Annotated in this window: 29 protein-coding genes and 1 tRNA gene; 23 read left to right on the forward strand and 7 right to left on the reverse strand. The window is 61.0% G+C overall.

Going from position 1 to position 17,892, the window contains the following annotated elements:
• The first annotated feature begins 72 nt into the window (after positions 1–72).
• Entirely contained in the window at positions 73–318 is a 246-nt protein-coding gene (locus tag RSE12_17155) for a hypothetical protein (GenBank protein WRH62079.1), read from the forward strand.
• Between the two features lie 8 nt (positions 319–326).
• On the opposite strand, the gene RSE12_17160 is transcribed toward RSE12_17155, so the two are convergent.
• Positions 327–728 carry a hypothetical protein gene (locus RSE12_17160; protein ID WRH62080.1) on the reverse strand — a complete coding sequence of 134 codons (402 nt, stop codon included), beginning with the start codon at positions 726–728 and terminating at the stop codon, positions 327–329.
• 145 nt (positions 729–873) lie between these two features.
• On the opposite strand from RSE12_17160, the gene RSE12_17165 reads away from it, so the two are divergent.
• From RSE12_17165 to RSE12_17240, 16 genes are all read left to right on the forward strand, one after another.
• Positions 874–1,293, forward strand: coding sequence for a hypothetical protein (locus tag RSE12_17165; GenBank protein ID WRH62081.1), 420 nt, complete (start codon positions 874–876; stop codon positions 1,291–1,293).
• A 217-nt stretch (positions 1,294–1,510) separates the two neighbouring features.
• Positions 1,511–1,807: a hypothetical protein gene (locus RSE12_17170; GenBank protein WRH62082.1), complete on the forward strand. Its 297-nt coding sequence runs from the start codon at positions 1,511–1,513 to the stop codon at positions 1,805–1,807.
• Positions 1,804–1,977, forward strand: coding sequence for a hypothetical protein (locus tag RSE12_17175; GenBank protein WRH62083.1), 174 nt, complete (start codon positions 1,804–1,806; stop codon positions 1,975–1,977). The genes RSE12_17170 and RSE12_17175 overlap by 4 nt, the downstream gene beginning before the upstream one ends.
• Positions 1,978–2,097: 120 nt before the next feature.
• Complete coding sequence (locus tag RSE12_17180) at positions 2,098–2,235, forward strand: hypothetical protein (GenBank protein ID WRH62084.1); 138 nt, start codon at positions 2,098–2,100, stop codon at positions 2,233–2,235.
• Positions 2,236–2,297: 62 nt separating this feature from the next.
• Positions 2,298–2,486: a hypothetical protein gene (locus RSE12_17185; GenBank protein WRH62085.1), complete on the forward strand. Its 189-nt coding sequence runs from the start codon at positions 2,298–2,300 to the stop codon at positions 2,484–2,486.
• A 66-nt stretch (positions 2,487–2,552) separates the two neighbouring features.
• Positions 2,553–2,774 carry a hypothetical protein gene (locus tag RSE12_17190; protein ID WRH62086.1) on the forward strand — a complete coding sequence of 74 codons (222 nt, stop codon included), beginning with the start codon at positions 2,553–2,555 and terminating at the stop codon, positions 2,772–2,774.
• Positions 2,775–2,982: 208 nt separating this feature from the next.
• Positions 2,983–3,687, forward strand: coding sequence for a hypothetical protein (locus RSE12_17195; protein ID WRH62087.1), 705 nt, complete (start codon positions 2,983–2,985; stop codon positions 3,685–3,687).
• Between the two features lie 118 nt (positions 3,688–3,805).
• Complete coding sequence (locus RSE12_17200) at positions 3,806–4,270, forward strand: hypothetical protein (protein WRH62088.1); 465 nt, start codon at positions 3,806–3,808, stop codon at positions 4,268–4,270.
• 133 nt (positions 4,271–4,403) lie between these two features.
• A complete protein-coding gene (locus tag RSE12_17205; GenBank protein ID WRH62089.1) occupies positions 4,404–4,970 on the forward strand; it encodes a hypothetical protein in 567 nt (188 codons plus the stop codon).
• Entirely contained in the window at positions 4,963–5,313 is a 351-nt protein-coding gene (locus tag RSE12_17210; GenBank protein WRH62090.1) for a hypothetical protein, read from the forward strand. The genes RSE12_17205 and RSE12_17210 overlap by 8 nt, the downstream gene beginning before the upstream one ends.
• Positions 5,310–6,035, forward strand: coding sequence for a bZIP transcription factor (locus tag RSE12_17215; GenBank protein ID WRH62091.1), 726 nt, complete (start codon positions 5,310–5,312; stop codon positions 6,033–6,035). The genes RSE12_17210 and RSE12_17215 overlap by 4 nt, the downstream gene beginning before the upstream one ends.
• The gene (locus tag RSE12_17220; protein WRH62092.1) at positions 6,028–6,357 is read left to right on the forward strand and encodes a hypothetical protein; all 330 of its coding nucleotides are present in this window, start codon (positions 6,028–6,030) and stop codon (positions 6,355–6,357) included. The genes RSE12_17215 and RSE12_17220 overlap by 8 nt, the downstream gene beginning before the upstream one ends.
• On the forward strand, positions 6,354–6,572 hold the full coding sequence (locus RSE12_17225; GenBank protein ID WRH62093.1) for a hypothetical protein: 219 nt from the start codon (positions 6,354–6,356) through the stop codon (positions 6,570–6,572). The genes RSE12_17220 and RSE12_17225 overlap by 4 nt, the downstream gene beginning before the upstream one ends.
• 76 nt (positions 6,573–6,648) lie before the next feature.
• Positions 6,649–6,921, forward strand: a complete 273-nt coding sequence (locus RSE12_17230; protein WRH62094.1) for a hypothetical protein — start codon at positions 6,649–6,651, stop codon at positions 6,919–6,921.
• 50 nt (positions 6,922–6,971) lie between these two features.
• Positions 6,972–7,193: a DNA-binding protein gene (locus RSE12_17235; GenBank protein ID WRH62095.1), complete on the forward strand. Its 222-nt coding sequence runs from the start codon at positions 6,972–6,974 to the stop codon at positions 7,191–7,193.
• Positions 7,166–8,221 (forward strand): tyrosine-type recombinase/integrase, encoded by a 1,056-nt coding sequence (locus RSE12_17240; GenBank protein WRH62096.1) that lies wholly within the window; start codon positions 7,166–7,168, stop codon positions 8,219–8,221. Before RSE12_17235 ends, RSE12_17240 begins: the two co-directional genes overlap by 28 nt.
• Before the next feature lie 33 nt (positions 8,222–8,254).
• On the opposite strand, the gene RSE12_17245 is transcribed toward RSE12_17240, so the two are convergent.
• The 3 genes from RSE12_17245 to RSE12_17255 form a co-directional block, all read right to left on the reverse strand.
• Positions 8,255–8,331: transfer RNA gene (locus tag RSE12_17245), tRNA-Arg, on the reverse strand.
• Positions 8,332–8,373: 42 nt separating this feature from the next.
• Positions 8,374–8,835 carry a GNAT family N-acetyltransferase gene (locus tag RSE12_17250; GenBank protein WRH64849.1) on the reverse strand — a complete coding sequence of 154 codons (462 nt, stop codon included), beginning with the start codon at positions 8,833–8,835 and terminating at the stop codon, positions 8,374–8,376.
• 13 nt (positions 8,836–8,848) lie between these two features.
• Positions 8,849–9,160, reverse strand: a complete 312-nt coding sequence (locus RSE12_17255; protein WRH62097.1) for an ETC complex I subunit — start codon at positions 9,158–9,160, stop codon at positions 8,849–8,851.
• A gap of 343 nt (positions 9,161–9,503) precedes the next feature.
• On the opposite strand from RSE12_17255, the gene uvrB reads away from it, so the two are divergent.
• Entirely contained in the window at positions 9,504–11,681 is a 2,178-nt protein-coding gene (gene uvrB, locus RSE12_17260) for an excinuclease ABC subunit UvrB (protein ID WRH62098.1), read from the forward strand.
• Here the strand turns inward: uvrB and RSE12_17265 are convergent.
• Positions 11,678–12,250 (reverse strand): hypothetical protein, encoded by a 573-nt coding sequence (locus RSE12_17265; protein WRH62099.1) that lies wholly within the window; start codon positions 12,248–12,250, stop codon positions 11,678–11,680. The two genes, uvrB and RSE12_17265, sit on opposite strands and share 4 nt — an antisense overlap.
• Before the next feature lie 284 nt (positions 12,251–12,534).
• On the opposite strand from RSE12_17265, the gene RSE12_17270 reads away from it, so the two are divergent.
• On the forward strand, positions 12,535–12,726 hold the full coding sequence (locus RSE12_17270; protein ID WRH62100.1) for a hypothetical protein: 192 nt from the start codon (positions 12,535–12,537) through the stop codon (positions 12,724–12,726).
• On the opposite strand, the gene parA is transcribed toward RSE12_17270, so the two are convergent.
• Entirely contained in the window at positions 12,717–13,343 is a 627-nt protein-coding gene (gene parA, locus RSE12_17275) for a ParA family partition ATPase (GenBank protein WRH62101.1), read from the reverse strand. The two genes, RSE12_17270 and parA, sit on opposite strands and share 10 nt — an antisense overlap.
• 253 nt (positions 13,344–13,596) lie before the next feature.
• On the opposite strand from parA, the gene RSE12_17280 reads away from it, so the two are divergent.
• From RSE12_17280 to RSE12_17295, 4 genes are all read left to right on the forward strand, one after another.
• Complete coding sequence (locus RSE12_17280) at positions 13,597–13,764, forward strand: entericidin EcnAB (protein WRH62102.1); 168 nt, start codon at positions 13,597–13,599, stop codon at positions 13,762–13,764.
• 196 nt (positions 13,765–13,960) lie between these two features.
• Positions 13,961–14,107, forward strand: coding sequence for a hypothetical protein (locus tag RSE12_17285; protein ID WRH62103.1), 147 nt, complete (start codon positions 13,961–13,963; stop codon positions 14,105–14,107).
• A gap of 137 nt (positions 14,108–14,244) precedes the next feature.
• Positions 14,245–14,781 (forward strand): hypothetical protein, encoded by a 537-nt coding sequence (locus RSE12_17290; GenBank protein ID WRH62104.1) that lies wholly within the window; start codon positions 14,245–14,247, stop codon positions 14,779–14,781.
• A gap of 22 nt (positions 14,782–14,803) precedes the next feature.
• Entirely contained in the window at positions 14,804–15,832 is a 1,029-nt protein-coding gene (locus RSE12_17295; protein ID WRH62105.1) for a serine hydrolase domain-containing protein, read from the forward strand.
• Here the strand turns inward: RSE12_17295 and lepA are convergent.
• Positions 15,804–17,603 (reverse strand): translation elongation factor 4, encoded by a 1,800-nt coding sequence (lepA, locus tag RSE12_17300; protein ID WRH62106.1) that lies wholly within the window; start codon positions 17,601–17,603, stop codon positions 15,804–15,806. The two genes, RSE12_17295 and lepA, sit on opposite strands and share 29 nt — an antisense overlap.
• Between the last annotated feature and the right edge of the window lie 289 nt (positions 17,604–17,892).

The following is a 17,892-nucleotide window of genomic DNA, read 5'->3' on the forward strand; positions in this document are numbered from 1 at the left end:
CTTTGACAGCCATGCGGCGATTTTAAGTTTCAGTTTCGTGCTACGCTGCAAGCTGGAATCAGGGAGGCCAGAATGACAGCGGTTAAGGTGTTTTTGTGCCGTGGAGACGATGGCCGCGAATATCGAGTGACTGAACATCATAATCCGATGCAGGGTCGCGCCAGCCTTGCAACAGGCCGAAGGGCAGATGCGGGACACATCACAACGTTTGAAGTTGAGCCGGGGTTTAGCGCGCATCCATCTGATGCAGGCTTTACCATCACGCTCCACGACAAGCGGAAGATCGCAGCGGCCATTGTGGACAGCTACGACCTTTAACGCGCCCATCAGTAGTGGATCTTGTAAACCGTGTTGTTGCACCGCTCGACACGGCAGGCAATTCTGCTGTCGCCCTTCTTGCTGTCGAAGTCATCAATCCAGTGATCGTTTCCCGGCCAGCAACGGAACAGCGGGACGCCGTCCGGCCTGTCTTTAAAGAAGCCGTCGATTGAGTATGTCAGCATGCGCCGCACAAAGAAGGGCCTGCTTAGGAGTATGTAGTAGGCTCCGCCGCCACCCTCGTCCTGCACCTCGACCGCAGCCCTGCCAAAGTCCACAACGGCGCGGATGCCCTCAATAAACTGATTGTCCAAGTTGATGTAAAAGCGCAGGGCCGTTCCGCCTAGCGCGACATCCTCGAAGCGGAAGCCCGCATCTACGATTTCCACCTCCAGCTTTCCAACTTCCATCCCGTTTCCCTCGTGCCTGCCGCACCACGCGGCAAGGTGATTCTTACACGTCACTAAAATATTTGCCAACCGCAAACTTTTCTCTTGTGCCGGTGTTTGCTCTGTGCAAACAATGTCCCCACAAACCCCAGTGAGGATAACCCCGATGAACGACCTTTCCCCGGATAGTCAGTTCCAGCAAATCTCCACCCCCACCGCTCCGCCGATGTGGCGCAAGATCGAAGGGACGCGCGGCCGTCCGCGCTCTGATGCCGCCCAGCCTGACGTTGCCTACATTCTGCACTCTCGCAGCACGCTGATGTGCAACCTGTTCGTGCCGAAGGTGGCCCTTCCCCAAGTGCGCGCCGCTGATTTCTTCCACGACGGCGGACGGCGCGTTGCCCTCAATGCCGATGATCGCGGCCTGTATGTCGCGCAGTATCGGAAGGGCTTCCGCTACTTCACCTTCAACTTCCCGCGCCTGCTGATCCGCGACCTCGATCTGCCGTTTGGCAAGATGTTCCTGCCGATCCTGCGGGAGGGCCCGTTCCTCGTTTTCGACTTCGATCAGGGGTATGGGAAATGACGCTCTACAATCCCGATGAGTTCTGCCGGACGTGCCGTGGGAAACGCGGCCACCGCGAACCGTCCAGCCACGATCCGCGCAACACCGTTTGGACGCCCTGCCCCGATTGCCAGGGCACAGGGTGGAGACCCGGCGCAATCGTTGAAGCCATGCCAATTCACCTGCTTGTCGCCGCCGCGTTTGAGGCGGGGCGGGCTTCCGCTTGAGAGGAAAAACTATGCACATCGCTCACCGCGAGGTTCACGTGATGGACGGCAAGACCGTCATCGCATCGCTGGAAGCCCGCTACACCTTCACCGTCACCGCAGGCCGCAAGGCTGTGACCTGGCACAACGCCGCCGAGGGTTTCAGCCCCGCCGAAGGCCCGACCGTGGAAATCATCAGCGTAGAAACGCGCTGGCATCAGTCGAGCCCGTGGCGCGCAGCTTCCGGCGAGGCTTTCGACATGCTCACCGCCGATGTGCCGGATGCTTGGTTCCTGGCGCAGATCGAAGCCGACGAGGTGGCGGCATGACCCACCACGAATTTGAGGAGCAGGACCGGGAAACCCTGCTCTCCGAAATCAGCGCCATCACCGAAAAGGCTGTTGAAGCTGGCCTTAGCTACCGCGTCCGCACGACCAAGGAAGGCGAGTGGTTCAAGGCTTCCGTGACCATCTTCGGCGCGGGTGAAGTCAATGCGTGACCTCCGCCCCCTCTCCGAACTCCGCCGCGAGGAATACGCCCGCGAACTCCGCGAGTGTGTCGCCTTCGCCTTCGTCGCCATCGTGACGCTCTACAGCGTCCTGTCCCTGTGAGGAATGACATGACCGACACAGCCCGCGATATGGCCTGCCGCTTTGTCACCCCTAGCTTCGTGGATTTCATGATCGACGGCTTGACGGTCGTCTTGGTCTGGATCGCCGCGAAGCTGTCCAAGGGCCAATCCCCGCGCTTGGGTTAAGGCGCATCCTCCCTGCAACTTCCCTCGCCTTCGGGCGGGGGACTTTTAAGCGGAATGACGGAATGACACAAAACACAAATAACAAGAGCGGCGGAATTGGCTTCTTTGGATTGCTGGCAATCCTGTTCATTGCGCTGAAACTAACAGGCTACATTGCGTGGTCTTGGTGGTGGGTGCTTGCGCCGCTTTGGATGCCTGCCGCGCTGGTGCTGGTGATTGCCGCGATAGTCTTGGTTGTTGCGCGCCGATGATCCCGTTTCTCGCTCTAACCGCAATCTTCGCCGCCATCTTCGCGGCCTTAATCTAGGACAGCACAAATGAAATACGCAGCACTCGCAATCGTCGCAATCCTCGCCGCCTGCGCCACGCCGGAACAACTGGCACAAGGCGCAAAGAACGAATGTGACGCCATCGGTTACAAGCCGGGAACCCCGCAATACGTCGAATGCACCGAGCGCGGTTATCGCACGATGGACGCGCAACAGGACGCCGCAGCCGCCGCCGTTACGACCGCCGTTCTGATTGAGGCGTTCTTCTGATGGCCCCCGTTATTCTGCTTTTCGTCGCATCTACGCTGGAAGGCGCGTTCACAGGCCCTGATGCCTTGGACGCCTGCTGGGAGGTGGCTGTGACGTATGAACAGCCTGCCGCCTGCGTTGAGCCTGCATCTGATGCCATGCCGCATCTTGGCTTGGTCATGGAAACAAGCCCGCGTCCTGTCCGCAATCCGATTTACGGGGGGAAGTGATGAATAAACTGTACGACGAAACCGACTGCCTGCCGCATGTGGAGCCTGCTTTTCACAGCATCACCACACTAAACGAAATCCGCGCGCACGAGCCTTGCCGCGACGGCTGGGAAAAGCTGCTCAAGCATTTGGGCAAGACAAAGGCTGATGACGAGCCATTGTCCCTGCTCACGATCCTTGAAAGCAACGGTCTGGATGATGCGCTGTGGTGCCTGCGCGCCAATTCGCTGGAACGCCTGTCGCGGCATTTTCAGGCATGGTGCGCAGATCAGGTATTGCATCATTTTGACGCCAAAAGCCCCAACGATACGCGGGTGCGCGATCAGATTGCCATGCTGCGCCGTGATGATGCCACACAAGCCGAAAGGGCTGCGGCGAGGGCTGCGGCGAGGGATGCGGCGAGGGATGCGGCGGGGGCTGCGGCGTGGGATGCGGCGAGGGCTGCGGCGTGGGATGCGGCGAGGGATGCGGCGAGGGATGCGGCGTGGGATGCGGCGAGGGATGCGGCGTGGGCTGCGGCGTGGGATGCGGCGAGGGATGCGGCGAGGGATGCGGCGGGGGCTGCGGCGTGGGATGCGGCGAGGGATGCGGCGAGGGATGCGGCGAGGGATGCGGCGTGGGCTGCGGCGTGGGATGCGGCGAGGGCTGCGGCGTGGGCTGCGCAAGAAAGGCAACTGCGCCTGATGATTGGCTGTGCGCCATGACCGCGCCTCCGACGTATCGGCTTCCTGACGGGTGGTGGCTTCCGTTTGCGCTGCTTGGCGGGATTGCCGGGTGGTATGCGCTGGGGCGCGGGGTGGCAATTTGGATTGGGTGGTGGGGATGACGCAAGCACCGGAACGGATTTGGACGGCCAGCACGGAAGGCAAATGCCACGTTGGTTTTGACACGCCGTCTATGAACTACACGAATGAATACGTCCGCGCCGACATCGCCCAGGCCCCCGCGCCCGTGCGGGTGAAGCCGCTGGTGTGGGTGAACGGCGCTGCGAAAGACCTTTACGGCGACGAATACCAAGTCGTTCTGCATGAGGGCGGCACGTATGAAATCGAGCATCCGCGCCTGTTCAACAGTTGGCATCGCTTCCCCACCATTGAAGCCGCCAAGGCCGCAGCCCAAGCCGACTACGAGGCCCGCATGCTCGCCGCGCTGGAAGCCCCCGGCGCCGGGGTGGTGGCGGAACTGGTGGAGCGCATTGAACGGTATGCATTTGCCTGTGAGGCCGGCCCGCTGACCCACTGTCAAGAGTGGATCAACCTCAAGGAGGCGCTGGGATGCCATCGCTGAAAAGAAGCTGCTCTTGGTGTGGCTATAGCTGGCCCGCGTTTGTTGGCTGCAAATGCCCGCGCTGCGGCTACGGCTTTCGCCAAATGACCCCCGCCCTCGCCCTTGTCGCCCACAACACACCGGAGACCCGCGCATGACCCCCGAACAACTCGCCGCCCGCTGGCTGGCTGACGTGCCGCGCTTTGTCCACGTTGGCGAAGAACTGCTGCGCGAAGACCCAAATGGCGCGTATGTCCACTGGCACGATCTGCTGCCCGCCATAGCCCGCCACCTCGCGCCGGGGGGTGATCTGGTGGAGCGGGCAACGGCCGTTCTGATCGTGCTGCAAGGTGCGCGCACGCCAACACGAAAGCGCGCCGCCAGCACAATCACCGCCCTTCTCGCCCGCGTATCTTACCTCACGGCGCAGGTGGCGGAAACGCAAACTGATCGTGACAAGTGGTTTGAAGGCGCGGGTGCGCACCATGTCGCGTCAATGAAGCAGGCTCAAAGGGCCGATCAAGCCGAGGCCGAGGTGTCCCGCTTGCGCGCCCGTCTGGCGCGGATGGAGGGGGCGCACGAACACGCGATGGAAGCCTGTCGGATCATTGATGAGGTGGTGAAAGAAGGCCACGACAACACCGGAAAGATGATCTTGCATTTCCTGACTGCGGTTGAGCCTGCCCGCGCCGCTCTCACAGATGGAGGCAGCAATGGGTGACATGATCGACCGGGACGCGGTGCTGGCGCTTCTGGCTGTCGGCAAAGTGAAAACGACGTATCGCGGTAAGTTCGAGCCTTCGCATAAGAGCCCGCAATCCGCCGCTGTCATGGAGGAACGCAAGAGGCTTGCCCGCATTCTCGCCGCGCTGGAAGCCCCCGACGACGGGGTGGTGGCGGAACTGGTGGAGGCGCTGGACAACCTGCTTGAGGCGGTTTCTGCGAAAGATCAACACGGCGATGGGGCGCTTACCATTACCGGGCCAACCGCAAACCTGAAATGGCTGATTGAGGCGGAAGATGACGCCCGCGCCATTCTCGCCAAATTGGAGCCCCGCGCATGACCCCCACCGAACAAGCCGCCCGCTGGCTGGCTGACGTGCCGCGTCATAGCGGCTATGACATCATGTGGCAGCAAGACGGGCATCCCGGAAAGCCTACGCCTGACGGGAAGTGGATACCCTATGCCGACGCCCTCGCCGCCATAGCCCGCCACATCGCGCCGGGGGATGATCTGGTGGGACGCCACGCGGATAGAGAACGGAACCTTCTGCTGAATACAGCGCTGTCCGATTTGGACAGTATAATTAACTACCACAATCCAGAAGTTGATACGTCTCTCAACAATCTTGTTTGGGATCGGCTAGACAAGCTGGCTGTTGCTATTGAGGCGAGAGCCGCCGCCCGCCTGTCTGCCCTCACGGCGGACCGTGATCAGGGGGCGCAAGATTATTGCAAACTCATGGATCGCCATGACGACCTTCACAACGAAAACGCCCGCCTGCGCGCCCGCATCGCGGCGCTGACCGCGACGGTGGCGGAGGTGACGCAGGAGCGGAACGGGCTGTTGACAACATGGGCAGAAAGCCGCGAACGCCACCTTGCCGCCGAGGCCGAAAACGCCACCCTGCGCGGCATTCTGGCGACGATAGTGTCACGCTGCGACACAGCAAAACAGCAATGCAATGACGGTGAGCCGGTAAGCGCATTCAACTTGGCAAGCGCCATTTTGGGCCAGATCGGAAGTTTCCGCGCCGCCATCGCCGATGGAGGCAGCAATGGGTGACGACGACCTGATCCGGCGCGGGGATGCCGTCAAGGCAATGGCTGACTACCATTGGAAGCGATACGCATCGCGGGCCGAGGGTGGAACTCTGTCTAGCCCCGCCGTTTTCACCAGCCACACATGGCAGGACGTGCAAGACGCCATCCGCGCCCTTCCCGCCGCACCCGCCGAGGACGTGCGGGCGGGGGCGCTGAAAGAGGCGGCGCAAACGGTCTGGCTTGTTGCAGACGTGCAGAAGTCGCTTGGCGATATGAACGGAATGCGGGCTTGCGGGAAAGCAGCGCAGGCCGTCATCGCCCTGATCCCGGAGGGAAAGCCATGACGCACGATTGGGACGCCCTGCGCCGTGTCGCAGCGGAAGAACGCAGTCCATCCGCTCTAGGCCCGTTTACGCCGTGGCAGTGCGATTATCGGGGCGATGACGGGCTTTATGGCATCGTTCTGCACGGCACAGACCCGGAACAGGTCTGGCAAGCCAATGTCGGCAAACTGCCGGGGCTGCGGATCATCGGGGTTCATTGGGAGGCCAGCCCATGACCTGCGCCGCGCTGCTGATCGCTGCATTCATCGCGGGCGTGTGGGCTGCCTGCGCCAGGTTGAGGGGGTGAGCCGGATGAACGCGCCAAAAGACGAGGACGGGGTGCCGCTGAAACACGGTGACTATATCACATTTACATTCGGCATTCCGCCAATCTGTGTGACTGCTAGATTGACCGGAGGGCCGACGGGATGGGGCGTTGAATGCCTTGACCCGCCAGACGTGATGCCAAAACGCAGCGCGCTAAAAGAACTGACCAAGTATTACCAGATTTGGAAGGCCAGCAAGCAGCGCGTTCAGGCAATCACAAAACGATATGCCCGCGAGGTCCCCAATGACGCGCCATAGCCCCCTCGCCGTTCGCGCGCAGACAGCGGCGGCGATGCTGGACATGCCGCATGACTAAGCACATCACATTCGCCCCGCGCCTTCTGCCGACGCCGGATGCAGCCGCTTACCTTGGCGTGTCCGCAACGAAACTGCGCGACTTGCCGATCCCGCGAAAGGTGCTGGACGGAAAACGGCTTTACGACCGCCTAGACCTTGATGCTTATGCTTCCACCTTGCCAACCGAAGGCGAGGGGAACAACACATGCGACGGGGCATTCGGACGCCGATGAAACTGCCGCGCGTCCATAGGGTCATCAAGAACGGGAAAGAACACCGCTACCACAGGCGCACCCGCAAGCCCCTGCCAAACGGCATTCCCGAAGATGATCCGGCATTTGTTGCGGCATGGCTGGCCGAGGAACAGAAGGCCCCACAGAAGCGGTCTAGGGTCGCGCCTGACACGGTTGCAGCCGGATGCGAGGCTTACCTTGCATCGCGGTCTTACAGCGACCTAAAGCCCGCCTATCGCGCTATCATCCGTCGCCATGCGGACAAGATCAGCGAACAGGGGGCAAAGGCCAAACTTGCCCACCTTCAAGGCAAGCACATCGAAGCCGATCTAGAGCCGCTATCGCCAGCCGTGGCGTCATCCCGGCTAAAGGCGTGGCGCAAGCTATGCGACTTCTGGCGGCGCACCGGGGCGACGGTTGGCGACGTGTCGCACGGCGTGAAACGCAAGCGCCTCGACCGCACGGGCGGCCATCAGCCCTGGACGGATGCCGACATCGCCGCCTTCCGCGCGCATTGGCACATCGGAACGCCAGAACGTGCCGCTATGGAAATTCTGCAATGGTCAGGGGCGAGGTGCGTCGATGCTATCCGGCTAGGCCCGCAAATGGTCGGGGCTGACGGGGTGCTGACGTTCACGCAGCAAAAGACGGGCAAGCCCGCCTATGTGCCGTGGACATGCCAAGCCTTCGGCCTAGAGCATCAACGCGCCGATCTAGAAGCCTGCATCAAGAATACGCGGGCCTTGGTCTACATGCTGACGGCATACGGCCAGCCGAGAACGCAGAAAGGCTTTAGCCAGTGGTTCGCCGCTGCCGCACGCAAGGCTGGACTGACGGGCAAGACAGCCCACGGACTTCGCAAGTATCGGATGCACAAGCTGGCCGAAGCGGGGCTTTCCGTGACGATCATGCAGGCTTGGGTGGGGCATGTGACGCTAGACGAGGTGCAGGAATATACCGACCGCGTGAATCGTCAGGCGATCATAGCGGGAACGGCCAACGGTAAACCAAGATTGATGGGGGCGTAACTATGGCGGCACATCAAGCACTTATGGCTTGGGTGGCGATCCCGGGAGGACTCGAACCCCCGACCCGCCGCTTAGAAGGCGGCTGCTCTATCCAGCTGAGCTACGGGACCATGGCCCCCTTTTGGCCGACCGCGCGCGTTCAGGCAAGACCTTCAAAGCGTCAGCGTCAGGAACACCGAATTGGGATCATCCCAATAGCCCTCGAACGGCGGGCAGTCCACGAACCCCGCCTTGGCATAAAGCGCCCGCGCCGCCACAAAGGTGGGCTGCACCCCGGTCTCAAGGCTCAGCCGCCGATAGCCCATCACCCGCGCCTCGGCGATCAGGTGGTCCAGCATCCGGCGCGACAAGCCCCGCCCCCGCACCTCGGTCAGCACATGCATCGATTTGATTTCGGCATGGGTATCGTCGATCCGCTTGAACGCGCCCATGCCCACCGGCATCCCCACATCGCGCATCACAAAGAACCGCACCGCCGGGGTGGCCAGTTCCGACGCATCCATCATGTGAATCGATTCAGGCGGCGTATCGGCATGCATATCCGCCGTATGCCGTTCAAACAGCAGCCGCAGGTCGGAACCGACCGGGCTTTCCTCGGTGATCGTCACATCCATCACGGCGCGACCCTCAATGGGTCCAGGCGCCGCGCCGATCCGTCGCGAAATTCTCGCCATAGCCGCGCGGGCGGATCACCGGCTTGCGCGCCTTGGGCTCCGTCACCTCGACCTCGATCCCCTTTTCGGCGGCATAGGCCAGCGCCGCCTCGCGCGTATCAAAGCGCAGCTTCACCTGCGCCTGCGTGTCACCCGACGATGTCCAGCCCATCAGAGGGTCCACTTCCCGCGCTGCGGCGGGCGCGAATTCCAGCACCCATCCCTTTGCCTTGGCCGTGCCGGATTGCATGGCGGTTCGGGCAGGCTGATAGATACGGGCGCGCATGGGATACCTCCTGATCGTGCAGGGGTGTTGTGGCGAAATTGGCCGCCGGACGCAAGCACCAGCATGTCTCACCTTGCTTCAGAAACTGCCGATCGGCCACGGGGAGTGTGGGTGGGGTGTGTGGTGCGACCGATCGGCAGCCTTGCTGCTTGCCCCTTCACCATCCCCCATTCCTGAACGCTTTGCAACCCAAGGATGCGCCCGTCGACGAAAAACCCCATAAAATTGATCCAACCTTCTTCACGCTTGCGAAACTTTTCGCAAGTCCGCCCCAACCGCGCTTGCAGGGGAACAAAAACGGATCAAATCTCTCCAACTGGCCCGAATCCCCGGAGGGAATCAGATGCCCCACAACAACACCAACGCGCTCAGCGAACGCCCCGACGTGCTGACCCGGCCAAAGCTGGAAGGCGGGCGTCGCTTCGTGCTGTCCACTCCCTTCCAACCGGCGGGCGACCAGCCCACCGCGATTGCCGAACTATCAGCAGGGGTTCTGGCCGGCGAACGCGATCAGGTTCTGCTGGGGGCCACCGGCACAGGCAAGACCTTCACCATGGCCAAGGTCATCGAACAGACCCAGCGCCCGGCCATCATCCTCGCCCCCAACAAGACGCTGGCCGCCCAGTTATACGGCGAATTCAAGGGCTTCTTCCCCGACAACGCGGTGGAATACTTCGTCTCCTACTACGACTACTACCAGCCCGAGGCCTATGTCCCGCGGTCCGACACCTATATCGAGAAGGAATCCCAGATCAACGAACAGATCGACCGGATGCGCCACTCGGCCACCCGCGCGCTTCTGGAACGCGATGACGTTATCATCGTGGCCTCTGTCTCTTGCATCTACGGTATCGGCTCGGTGGAAACCTATTCCGCCATGACGCAGGATCTGATGGTCGGGCAGATGTATGACCAGCGCAAGGTCATGGCCGAACTGGTGGCCCAGCAATACCGCCGCAACGATCAGGCCTTCGCCCGTGGCTCCTTCCGCGTGCGCGGCGACTCGGTCGAAGTCTGGCCCGCCCACCTCGAAGACCGCGCCTGGCGCTTTTCCTTCTTTGGAGAAGAGCTGGAGGCGATCATCGAATTTGATCCGCTCACCGGCGTCAAGACCGACACGTTCAAACAGATCCGCATCTACGCCAACAGCCACTACGTCACCCCGCGCCCGACGATCCAGCAGGCGATCAAGGGCATCAAGGGCGAGCTTGCCCTGCGCCTTGATCAGCTCATCAAGGAAGGCAAACTGCTCGAAGCGCAGCGTCTGGAACAGCGCACCCAGTTCGATCTGGAAATGCTTGAGGCGACCGGCGTCTGCAACGGGATCGAAAACTACTCCCGCTACCTGACAGGCCGGGCACCGGGCGAACCGCCGCCCACATTGTTCGAATTCATCCCTGACAATGCCATCGTCTTTGCCGATGAATCCCACGTCTCGGTGCCCCAGATCGGCGGCATGTATCGCGGCGACTATCGGCGCAAATTCACGCTGGCCGAACACGGCTTCCGCCTGCCCTCCTGCATGGACAACCGCCCCCTGAAGTTCGAGGAATGGGATGCCATGCGCCCCCAATCCGTCTTCGTTTCCGCCACACCGGCGAAGTGGGAAATGGAACAGACCGGCGGCGTCTTCACCGAACAGGTCATCCGCCCCACCGGCCTGATCGACCCGCAGGTCGAAATCCGCCCTGTCGACATGCAGGTCGATGACCTGCTGGCCGAAATCCGCATCGTCGCCCAACGCGGCCTACGCGTGTTGGTCACCACGCTGACCAAACGCATGGCCGAAGACCTGACCGAATATTTCCACGAACAGGGCATCCGCATCCGCTATATGCACAGCGACATCGACACGATCGAACGCATCGAAATTCTGCGCGACCTGCGCCTTGGCGCCTTCGACGTGCTGGTCGGCATCAACCTCTTGCGCGAAGGGCTCGACATCCCCGAATGCGGCCTTGTCGCCATTCTGGATGCCGACAAGGAAGGGTTCCTGCGCTCGGATACCTCACTCATTCAAACCATCGGCCGCGCCGCGCGCAATTCCGAGGGCCGCGTCATCATGTATGCCGACCGCATCACCGGCAGCATGGAACGCGCCATGGCCGAAACCAACCGCCGCCGCGACAAGCAGATCGCCTATAACACGCTCCATGGCATCACCCCCACCACGGTAAAGAAGAACGTCGAAGACGTGCTCGCCGGTCTCTGGCAAGGCGATACCGACATGGCCCGCGTCACGGCACGGGTCGACAAGCCGATGGTCGGCTCCAACCTCGCGGCCCATCTCGATGCCCTGCGCCTGCAAATGCGCAAGGCAGCCGAAAACCTTGAATTCGAAGAAGCCGCCAGACTGCGGGATGAGGTGAAACGGCTCGAGGCGGTCGAACTTGCCATCGCCGACGATCCCCTCGCCCGCCAATCCGCGGTGGAAGAGGCAGCCGAGGCCGCTGTCAAATCCTCCGGCCGCTCCACCGCAGGCCGCGCGGGCCAGCGCGGCGGAACCAAACGCCGCCGCTAATGCACGGCGGTGGCGGGCCAATCCAGCAGCGCCGCCCCGCCTTCCACCCGCCCCCGCACCATCATCTCTGGCCGGATCACTTCGGGGAAACGCGATACCCAATCGCGATAGCGGTCATTGCTGACAATGCCCGATTCCAGCTTTGCCGCGTCATCCAGCAGCAGCGGATCGGCAGGCGAACCCTTGGGCGCAACACGCACCTGCTTGGCCGAAAGACCAATCGCCCGCGACAGATCGCGTGGGTTCATATACCGGTCGGCCAGCTTGTAACCCGCGTTGGCATCGAACCACACCAGCGGCGTCAGCCCCGCCCGGCGCACCTCGCCCACCACCGCCGTGACAGAAGACAGCGACGGCGTCTCATCCTCCCAGAACATCACATTCGATCCGTCGATCACCACCCAGCGCCGCTCTTGCACCGGGCGTGGCGGACGGCGGCGACGGCGGCGGCGGCGAAACTTTGGCAGACGCGCGGCAAAGGCCGCCCGCATCCAGATCATCAGCGCCGCCAGCGCCGTGACCGACGACAGCAGGAACAGCGGCCCGGCAGGCTCGTCCGCGCGCGGCATGCAATAAATCATGGCCGCAAAACATAGAAAGAGAAGGCGCGACGGCGTTTGCATGGCACTCTGGCGAAAAAGGGACTGTTGCCAGACTCGCCGCCAAACAAGGCAACAGCATGGCAAGCCGGGCAAGTGCGGCGGATTTCGCCCGGAATTGTTTCCTTTTTCCCGAAGAATCGCCCCACCACCGCGAAGCAGCGCCGCCCCCGCCCCGCCACAAAAGCCGCAACGCCACCCTTTGCCGAATCCCCGCGCTGTCGCATAAGGGGGCACCCGATCACGAGGCGCGCATGAAAACCTTTCTCGACCCCAACCACCCGATGTTCCGCCGCGCCTGGGTGCGCTGGGCCACCGCGCTCGCGCCCCTTGGTTGGGCCGGGTTCGAACTGATGCTGGGCAACCCGATGTGGGCCATTCTGTTCGGCGCAGCAGGGGCTTACGCGGGTTGGGTGCTCATTGTGAAAGGCCCCGATCAGCCCTGAAGGCTGGCCAGAACCTCATCAGCCAACGCCGCCACCTCGGCCCGCGCCGGGCTGCGCCCTGCCTCCATCGCGGCCAGCCCGACGCCCAGCGTTTCGGCAAAAACCACGCGGTTGCCCAACCGCGCCACGGCAACTTTCGCTTTATCTCCAGCGGCTTGCGCCACCTCATCGGCCAGACGCGTGCCCGCCTTCCAGCGGTTCAGCACCACCAACGCCGCCCGCCCCTCGCGCGCGATCAGATCCAGCACGCCATCCACCGCCCAGAGATCGACATGCGAAGACGCCACCGGAATCAGCACCAGATCGGCCTCGCGCAGCGCGGGGCGCAGGTCGGCATCCACCTTGGGCGGCGTGTCGACGATCACGATGTCATTGGTTTTCCTCAGCTTTTCGCACTCATAGGAAACACCCCAGGCGCTGGCGGTGGAGAACTCCATCCCCTCCACCCCCACCCCATCCCGGCGGGCCAGAAACCAGCGGCCAAGGCTGCCCTGCGGATCGGTATCAAGGATCGCAACCCTTTGACCACGCTTCAGAAATTCAACAGCCAGATTGACAGCAAGGGTGGTTTTCCCCGACCCGCCCTTCTGCTGCGCGACGGTGATGACATGGCCCATATGGCGCTCCCCAAGGTCGCCTCAGACGACAATTGCTGCATTGCAGCATGATTGCTGCATCGCGTCAATGTGGCCAAATCACCCGTTCAGCACCCGGTGCAGATGGCGGTGCAGACGGGCGTATGCACGCAGCGCACCCCGGTGCAGGGCGCCGTTAACAAAACCCCCACCTTTCGCAAAAAATCCCCGTCGCAGGGGAACCACCGCCGCGATGCTGGCGTTAGTCATTGGTTTACACATGAAAGATGACCCAATGACCCTGCTTTCCAAAACGCTGCTGGCCAAACCGATGATCCTGATCCCGCTGCTGGCCGTGCTGGCGACCGCCGGTTGCGAAACCTTCAAAGGCGCTGGCCGCGATCTGCAAGGCGCAGGCAGCACCGTGACCACCACCGCGGCCGAGGTTCAGGCCGACCTCTGATCTCAGCGCGGGCGGGGGCAACCCCGCCCCTGCCCCGCCCGATCCCACGGCCCGCCTGCAAGCCCCCGCGCATCGCGCACAGACACCAAGATTTTCCCGGACAACCCCCGCATCAGGGTGTTAACACTTGCAAACCGGCACATCCGCTGCCGTCCCCACACCACTGGCCCAATCCGGCCCGCACAAGGATCGCCCGATGCCCGCACCCCTCGCCAAAGCCCTCGCCGCGCTGCTGACCCTCGCCACCCTCTCCGCCTGCGCCCCCCTCATCGTCGGCGGCGCCGGAGCCATCGTGGTAGACGAGGCCATCGAGCAGGATCAGGGCGGCGACGGGTTGTTTTGAGGGGGCGGCAAAGTAGCACTTCTGACCGGTCGCACAAGACAGGTTTCGGAGCCATTCCCTAGATAGGAAAGTCGTTGCAATTTAGATTGAAATTCGAAAATATGTTCAGACGAAGGGCTGGCAGGTACCGCTAAGATATGCTTTCAGATTTGTTCTTCAGCGTTGTAGGTGGCGTGTTTGTTCTCGCGCTACAATTCGTCTTTTTTCCAGCGGTTCGGGATCGTGTGATATCTTATTTTAGATCGGACACACTAATCCACGGCAAGTGGGATTGGTATGAAAATACTCGACACGAAAAGATAGGTTCACTTGATCTTACGCAAAAGGGAAGTCTAATTAGAGGAGTGCTTTCAAGAACAGTTGCTAAAGATGGATCTGGGGCAACCAGAACGTTCACTGTGCGAGGGGAGATTTATCACGACAGTGTCGTTCTTAATTTCTTTGAAGATTCCGATCGCCGGCGCCGGGGAACAATGTCTCTGTTGGTTGGACAGGTTAAAGAAGTGATGTACGGTAGAAATGTCTACATTGCGGTGGGCTCAAACAAACCTATTTCCGACTTGTATGTCTTCATTAAGCCGGATTTCAAGGACATTGAGGTTCCGCGAATTCGTCATGAAATCGAAAATCTCGACATGGCTAATTCGCCTGCTCTAATTTCGCACACACCGTAGAGAGTGGGTTTATAGTTTTCTGATGCTTGACCAAAGAGAAATTCGGTCGTTTGCAATCAACTCACGCATTCCGAGAGTTTCGGTTTCGATAACTGTGAGCGACAAAACAGACCACTTTGAAGTGTGCGACTTTGGACACACAATAGAGCATGAAAGCAGATTCTTCATGCTAGCTTCGGTTTGCAAACTTGTTACCAGCCTTTGCGTACTTGAACTCAAGGCTGTATCCAAGCTTCAGATTGACGACCAAGTGACGAAGCACGTTCCTGAATTCGAACGGATCGTAGACTTTCCCAACGACGCTTCGATCCTGGCCTTTCTCAACCACCAATCTGGACTCAAAAAGGTCAATTACGATTGGAGAAGCTCGCAAATCGGCTCAACAATCGACTGGATTTATCGTCTCCTAAGGGACGGTCCGGCGGTAACAGAGCCGTTAGCGTTTAGTCCTAGTAGGGATTATCTTTACTCCAATTTCAATTACCAAGTTCTTGGAGCTGTAGTGGAAAGCATAAGCGGGGGAGACTTTAAATCATTTGCAAATCGAGTGCTTGCAAATGACGACAGAGTTTTCTTTGATATATCTGAATGCCATAGGAAGGCAGCGACGCCACACGTAGCGGTTGACGGTCAACTCGTTCCAGTGGCGCTTCCGTTTGGCTTTGAGCATTACCACTCATCTGCAACGCTCTACTCAACCGTACCTCTAGTTCACAGTCTTTTTCACAGATACTTCATCAAAGGATCAGGCAAAGAACTGCTTCGCCTTTGCGAAGAAAATCTGCGATCTTCTGGTGTTGAATACGCACCAGAATTTGGAGCGTGTCTCTTTAAGCAGAAGCGCAAGCTACTAATTGGAGGGAGGGAAACGGTTAACATATACGGCCACGGCGGTAAGGAGCTTGGTTACAACACGTTGCAACTGATTTTACCCGAGATTGAAACCTCTATGTCAATCGCGTGCAACAAGCTATCGGTCAACATCATTGAACTGGCATTCAATTTACTGCGTTCTGCACCCCTCACCCATCCATCTTCAACGCCGAGATAAACGCCTCCTGCGGGATCTCCACCTTGCCAAACTGGCGCATCCGCTTCTTCCCGGCCTTCTGCTTGTCCAAGAGCTTCCGCTTCCGCGTCGCGTCTCCGCCATAGCACTTGGCCGTCACGTCCTTGCGCATTGCTGACAGCGTCTCACGCGCGATCACGCGGGCACCGATGGCGGCCTGAATCGGGATCTTGAACATGTGCCGGGGGATCAGTTCTTTCAGCTTTTCCACCATCGCGCGGCCCCGCGCCTCGGCCCTATCCCGGTGCACCATCATCGACAGGGCATCGACGGGTTCTTCGTTCACCAGGATCGACATCTTCACGAGGTAATCCTCGCGGTATTCGGAAATCGTATAGTCAAAGGACGCATAGCCCTTGGTCACCGATTTCAGCCGGTCATAGAAATCGAACACCACCTCGGCCAGCGGCAGGTCATAGACCACCATCGCGCGGTTGCCGGCATAGGACAGGTCCAGCTGGATGCCGCGCCGGTCCTGACACAGCTTCAGGATATCGCCGAGGTATTCGTCCGGCACCATGATCGTGGCCTTGATGCGCGGCTCGGTGATGTGGTCGATATAGGTCAGGTCGGGCATATCGGCGGGGTTGTGCAGATCGCGCACCTCGCCATCCTTCATGTGCAGCTTGAACACGACCGACGGCGCGGTGGTGATCAGGTCAAGGTCATATTCCCGCTCCAGCCGGTCGCGGATCACCTCAAGGTGCAACAGGCCCAGGAACCCGCAGCGGAAGCCAAAGCCCAGCGCGGCCGAGGTTTCCATTTCCGAACTGAACGACGCGTCATTCAGTTGCAGCTTTTCGATGGCATCGCGCAGGTCTTCGAAATCGGCCGCATCCACCGGGAACAGGCCGCAGAACACCACCGGCTGCGCGGGTTTGAAGCCCGGCAGGGGCGTGTCGCAGCCCTTGCGTTCCGACGTGATCGTGTCGCCCACGCGGGTGTCACGCACCTGCTTGATCGACCCGGTCCAGATGCCAATCTCGCCGGGGCCAAGCTCTTCGATATCCACCATCTGCGGCTTCAGCACGGCCAGCTTGTCCACGCCATAGACGGCATTGGTCTGCATCATCTTGATGCGGTCGCCCTTGCGGATCACCCCGTCGATGACGCGGATCATGACGACGACGCCCAGATAGGCATCATACCAGCTGTCGACCAGCATCGCCTTCAGGGGCGCGTTGCGGTCACCCTTGGGCGCGGGCAGGCGGGTAACGATGGCCTCCAGCACGTCGGGGATGCCAAGGCCGGATTTGGCCGAGATGTTGATGGCCTCTGAGGCGTCCAGCCCGATCACATCCTCGATCTGCTGCTTCACGCGTTCGGGCTCGGCCGCGGGCAGGTCGATCTTGTTCAGCACGGGCACGATCTCATGCCCCGCATCCAGCGCCTGATAGACGTTGGCCAGCGTCTGCGCCTCGACCCCTTGCGAGGCATCCACCACCAGAAGCGAGCCTTCGACGGCGCGCATGGAGCGCGACACTTCATAGGCGAAATCCACATGGCCGGGCGTGTCGATCAGGTTCAGGATATAGGTCTTGCCATCCTTGGCCGGATATTCGATCCGAACGGTGTTCGCCTTGATGGTGATGCCCCGCTCCCGCTCGATATCCATGCTGTCCAGCATCTGCGCCTTCATATCGCGCGCAGCCACCGTCCCGGTCATCTGGATAAGCCGGTCGGCAAGGGTGGATTTCCCGTGGTCGATATGCGCCACGATCGAGAAATTGCGGATGAGGTCAAGCTGGGTCATGGCGCGCATATAGCCTGTCCCACAAGGCGCGGAAAGCCCCCCGCGACGGGCGTTTTGCGGCCAAGGCGCACTGATTTGCCCCGGATCTGCCCTGCCGCTTCATCTTGGCCCAAATACCCCTGCCACGCCCGCCACCCCGCGCCCCCGCCGGGCAGGGCGCGCGGCCACAATCCCCCCTGCCGCCGCCCCATCTGGTGGCCCGTCACCACCCGACACGCCCCATCTTGCGCCGCGCACGCCCGAACTGCCGAATTGTCGCGCCGTGGCCTAGGGGAATTGAAAAAAACCC

The sequence above is a fragment of the Fuscovulum sp. genome, assembly GCA_035192965.1.
Classification (GTDB): Bacteria; Pseudomonadota; Alphaproteobacteria; order Rhodobacterales; family Rhodobacteraceae; genus Paragemmobacter.

Bases quoted from the DNA above. Each gene is read 5' to 3' on its own strand.
- RSE12_17220 (WRH62092.1), top strand. From the start codon at position 6,028: ATGGGTGACGACGACCTGATCCGGCGCGGGGATGCCGTCAAGGCAATG.
- RSE12_17270 (WRH62100.1), top strand. From the start codon at position 12,535: ATGAAAACCTTTCTCGACCCCAACCACCCGATGTTCCGCCGCGCCTGG.
- RSE12_17180 (WRH62084.1), top strand. From the start codon at position 2,098: ATGACCGACACAGCCCGCGATATGGCCTGCCGCTTTGTCACCCCTAGC.
- RSE12_17190 (WRH62086.1), top strand. From the start codon at position 2,553: ATGAAATACGCAGCACTCGCAATCGTCGCAATCCTCGCCGCCTGCGCC.
- RSE12_17225 (WRH62093.1), top strand. From the start codon at position 6,354: ATGACGCACGATTGGGACGCCCTGCGCCGTGTCGCAGCGGAAGAACGC.
- RSE12_17250 (WRH64849.1), bottom strand. From the start codon at position 8,835: ATGGATGTGACGATCACCGAGGAAAGCCCGGTCGGTTCCGACCTGCGG.
- RSE12_17290 (WRH62104.1), top strand. From the start codon at position 14,245: ATGCTTTCAGATTTGTTCTTCAGCGTTGTAGGTGGCGTGTTTGTTCTC.
- RSE12_17235 (WRH62095.1), top strand. From the start codon at position 6,972: ATGACTAAGCACATCACATTCGCCCCGCGCCTTCTGCCGACGCCGGAT.
- RSE12_17255 (WRH62097.1), bottom strand. From the start codon at position 9,160: ATGCGCGCCCGTATCTATCAGCCTGCCCGAACCGCCATGCAATCCGGC.
- RSE12_17195 (WRH62087.1), top strand. From the start codon at position 2,983: ATGAATAAACTGTACGACGAAACCGACTGCCTGCCGCATGTGGAGCCT.
- RSE12_17295 (WRH62105.1), top strand. From the start codon at position 14,804: ATGCTTGACCAAAGAGAAATTCGGTCGTTTGCAATCAACTCACGCATT.
- RSE12_17215 (WRH62091.1), top strand. From the start codon at position 5,310: ATGACCCCCACCGAACAAGCCGCCCGCTGGCTGGCTGACGTGCCGCGT.
- RSE12_17240 (WRH62096.1), top strand. From the start codon at position 7,166: ATGCGACGGGGCATTCGGACGCCGATGAAACTGCCGCGCGTCCATAGG.
- RSE12_17205 (WRH62089.1), top strand. From the start codon at position 4,404: ATGACCCCCGAACAACTCGCCGCCCGCTGGCTGGCTGACGTGCCGCGC.
- RSE12_17155 (WRH62079.1), top strand. From the start codon at position 73: ATGACAGCGGTTAAGGTGTTTTTGTGCCGTGGAGACGATGGCCGCGAA.
- lepA (WRH62106.1), bottom strand. From the start codon at position 17,603: ATGACCCAGCTTGACCTCATCCGCAATTTCTCGATCGTGGCGCATATC.
- RSE12_17160 (WRH62080.1), bottom strand. From the start codon at position 728: ATGGAAGTTGGAAAGCTGGAGGTGGAAATCGTAGATGCGGGCTTCCGC.
- RSE12_17285 (WRH62103.1), top strand. From the start codon at position 13,961: ATGCCCGCACCCCTCGCCAAAGCCCTCGCCGCGCTGCTGACCCTCGCC.
- parA (WRH62101.1), bottom strand. From the start codon at position 13,343: ATGGGCCATGTCATCACCGTCGCGCAGCAGAAGGGCGGGTCGGGGAAA.
- RSE12_17165 (WRH62081.1), top strand. From the start codon at position 874: ATGAACGACCTTTCCCCGGATAGTCAGTTCCAGCAAATCTCCACCCCC.
- RSE12_17170 (WRH62082.1), top strand. From the start codon at position 1,511: ATGCACATCGCTCACCGCGAGGTTCACGTGATGGACGGCAAGACCGTC.
- RSE12_17175 (WRH62083.1), top strand. From the start codon at position 1,804: ATGACCCACCACGAATTTGAGGAGCAGGACCGGGAAACCCTGCTCTCC.
- RSE12_17185 (WRH62085.1), top strand. From the start codon at position 2,298: ATGACACAAAACACAAATAACAAGAGCGGCGGAATTGGCTTCTTTGGA.
- RSE12_17200 (WRH62088.1), top strand. From the start codon at position 3,806: ATGACGCAAGCACCGGAACGGATTTGGACGGCCAGCACGGAAGGCAAA.
- RSE12_17265 (WRH62099.1), bottom strand. From the start codon at position 12,250: ATGCCGCGCGCGGACGAGCCTGCCGGGCCGCTGTTCCTGCTGTCGTCG.
- uvrB (WRH62098.1), top strand. From the start codon at position 9,504: ATGCCCCACAACAACACCAACGCGCTCAGCGAACGCCCCGACGTGCTG.
- RSE12_17230 (WRH62094.1), top strand. From the start codon at position 6,649: ATGAACGCGCCAAAAGACGAGGACGGGGTGCCGCTGAAACACGGTGAC.
- RSE12_17280 (WRH62102.1), top strand. From the start codon at position 13,597: ATGACCCTGCTTTCCAAAACGCTGCTGGCCAAACCGATGATCCTGATC.
- RSE12_17210 (WRH62090.1), top strand. From the start codon at position 4,963: ATGGGTGACATGATCGACCGGGACGCGGTGCTGGCGCTTCTGGCTGTC.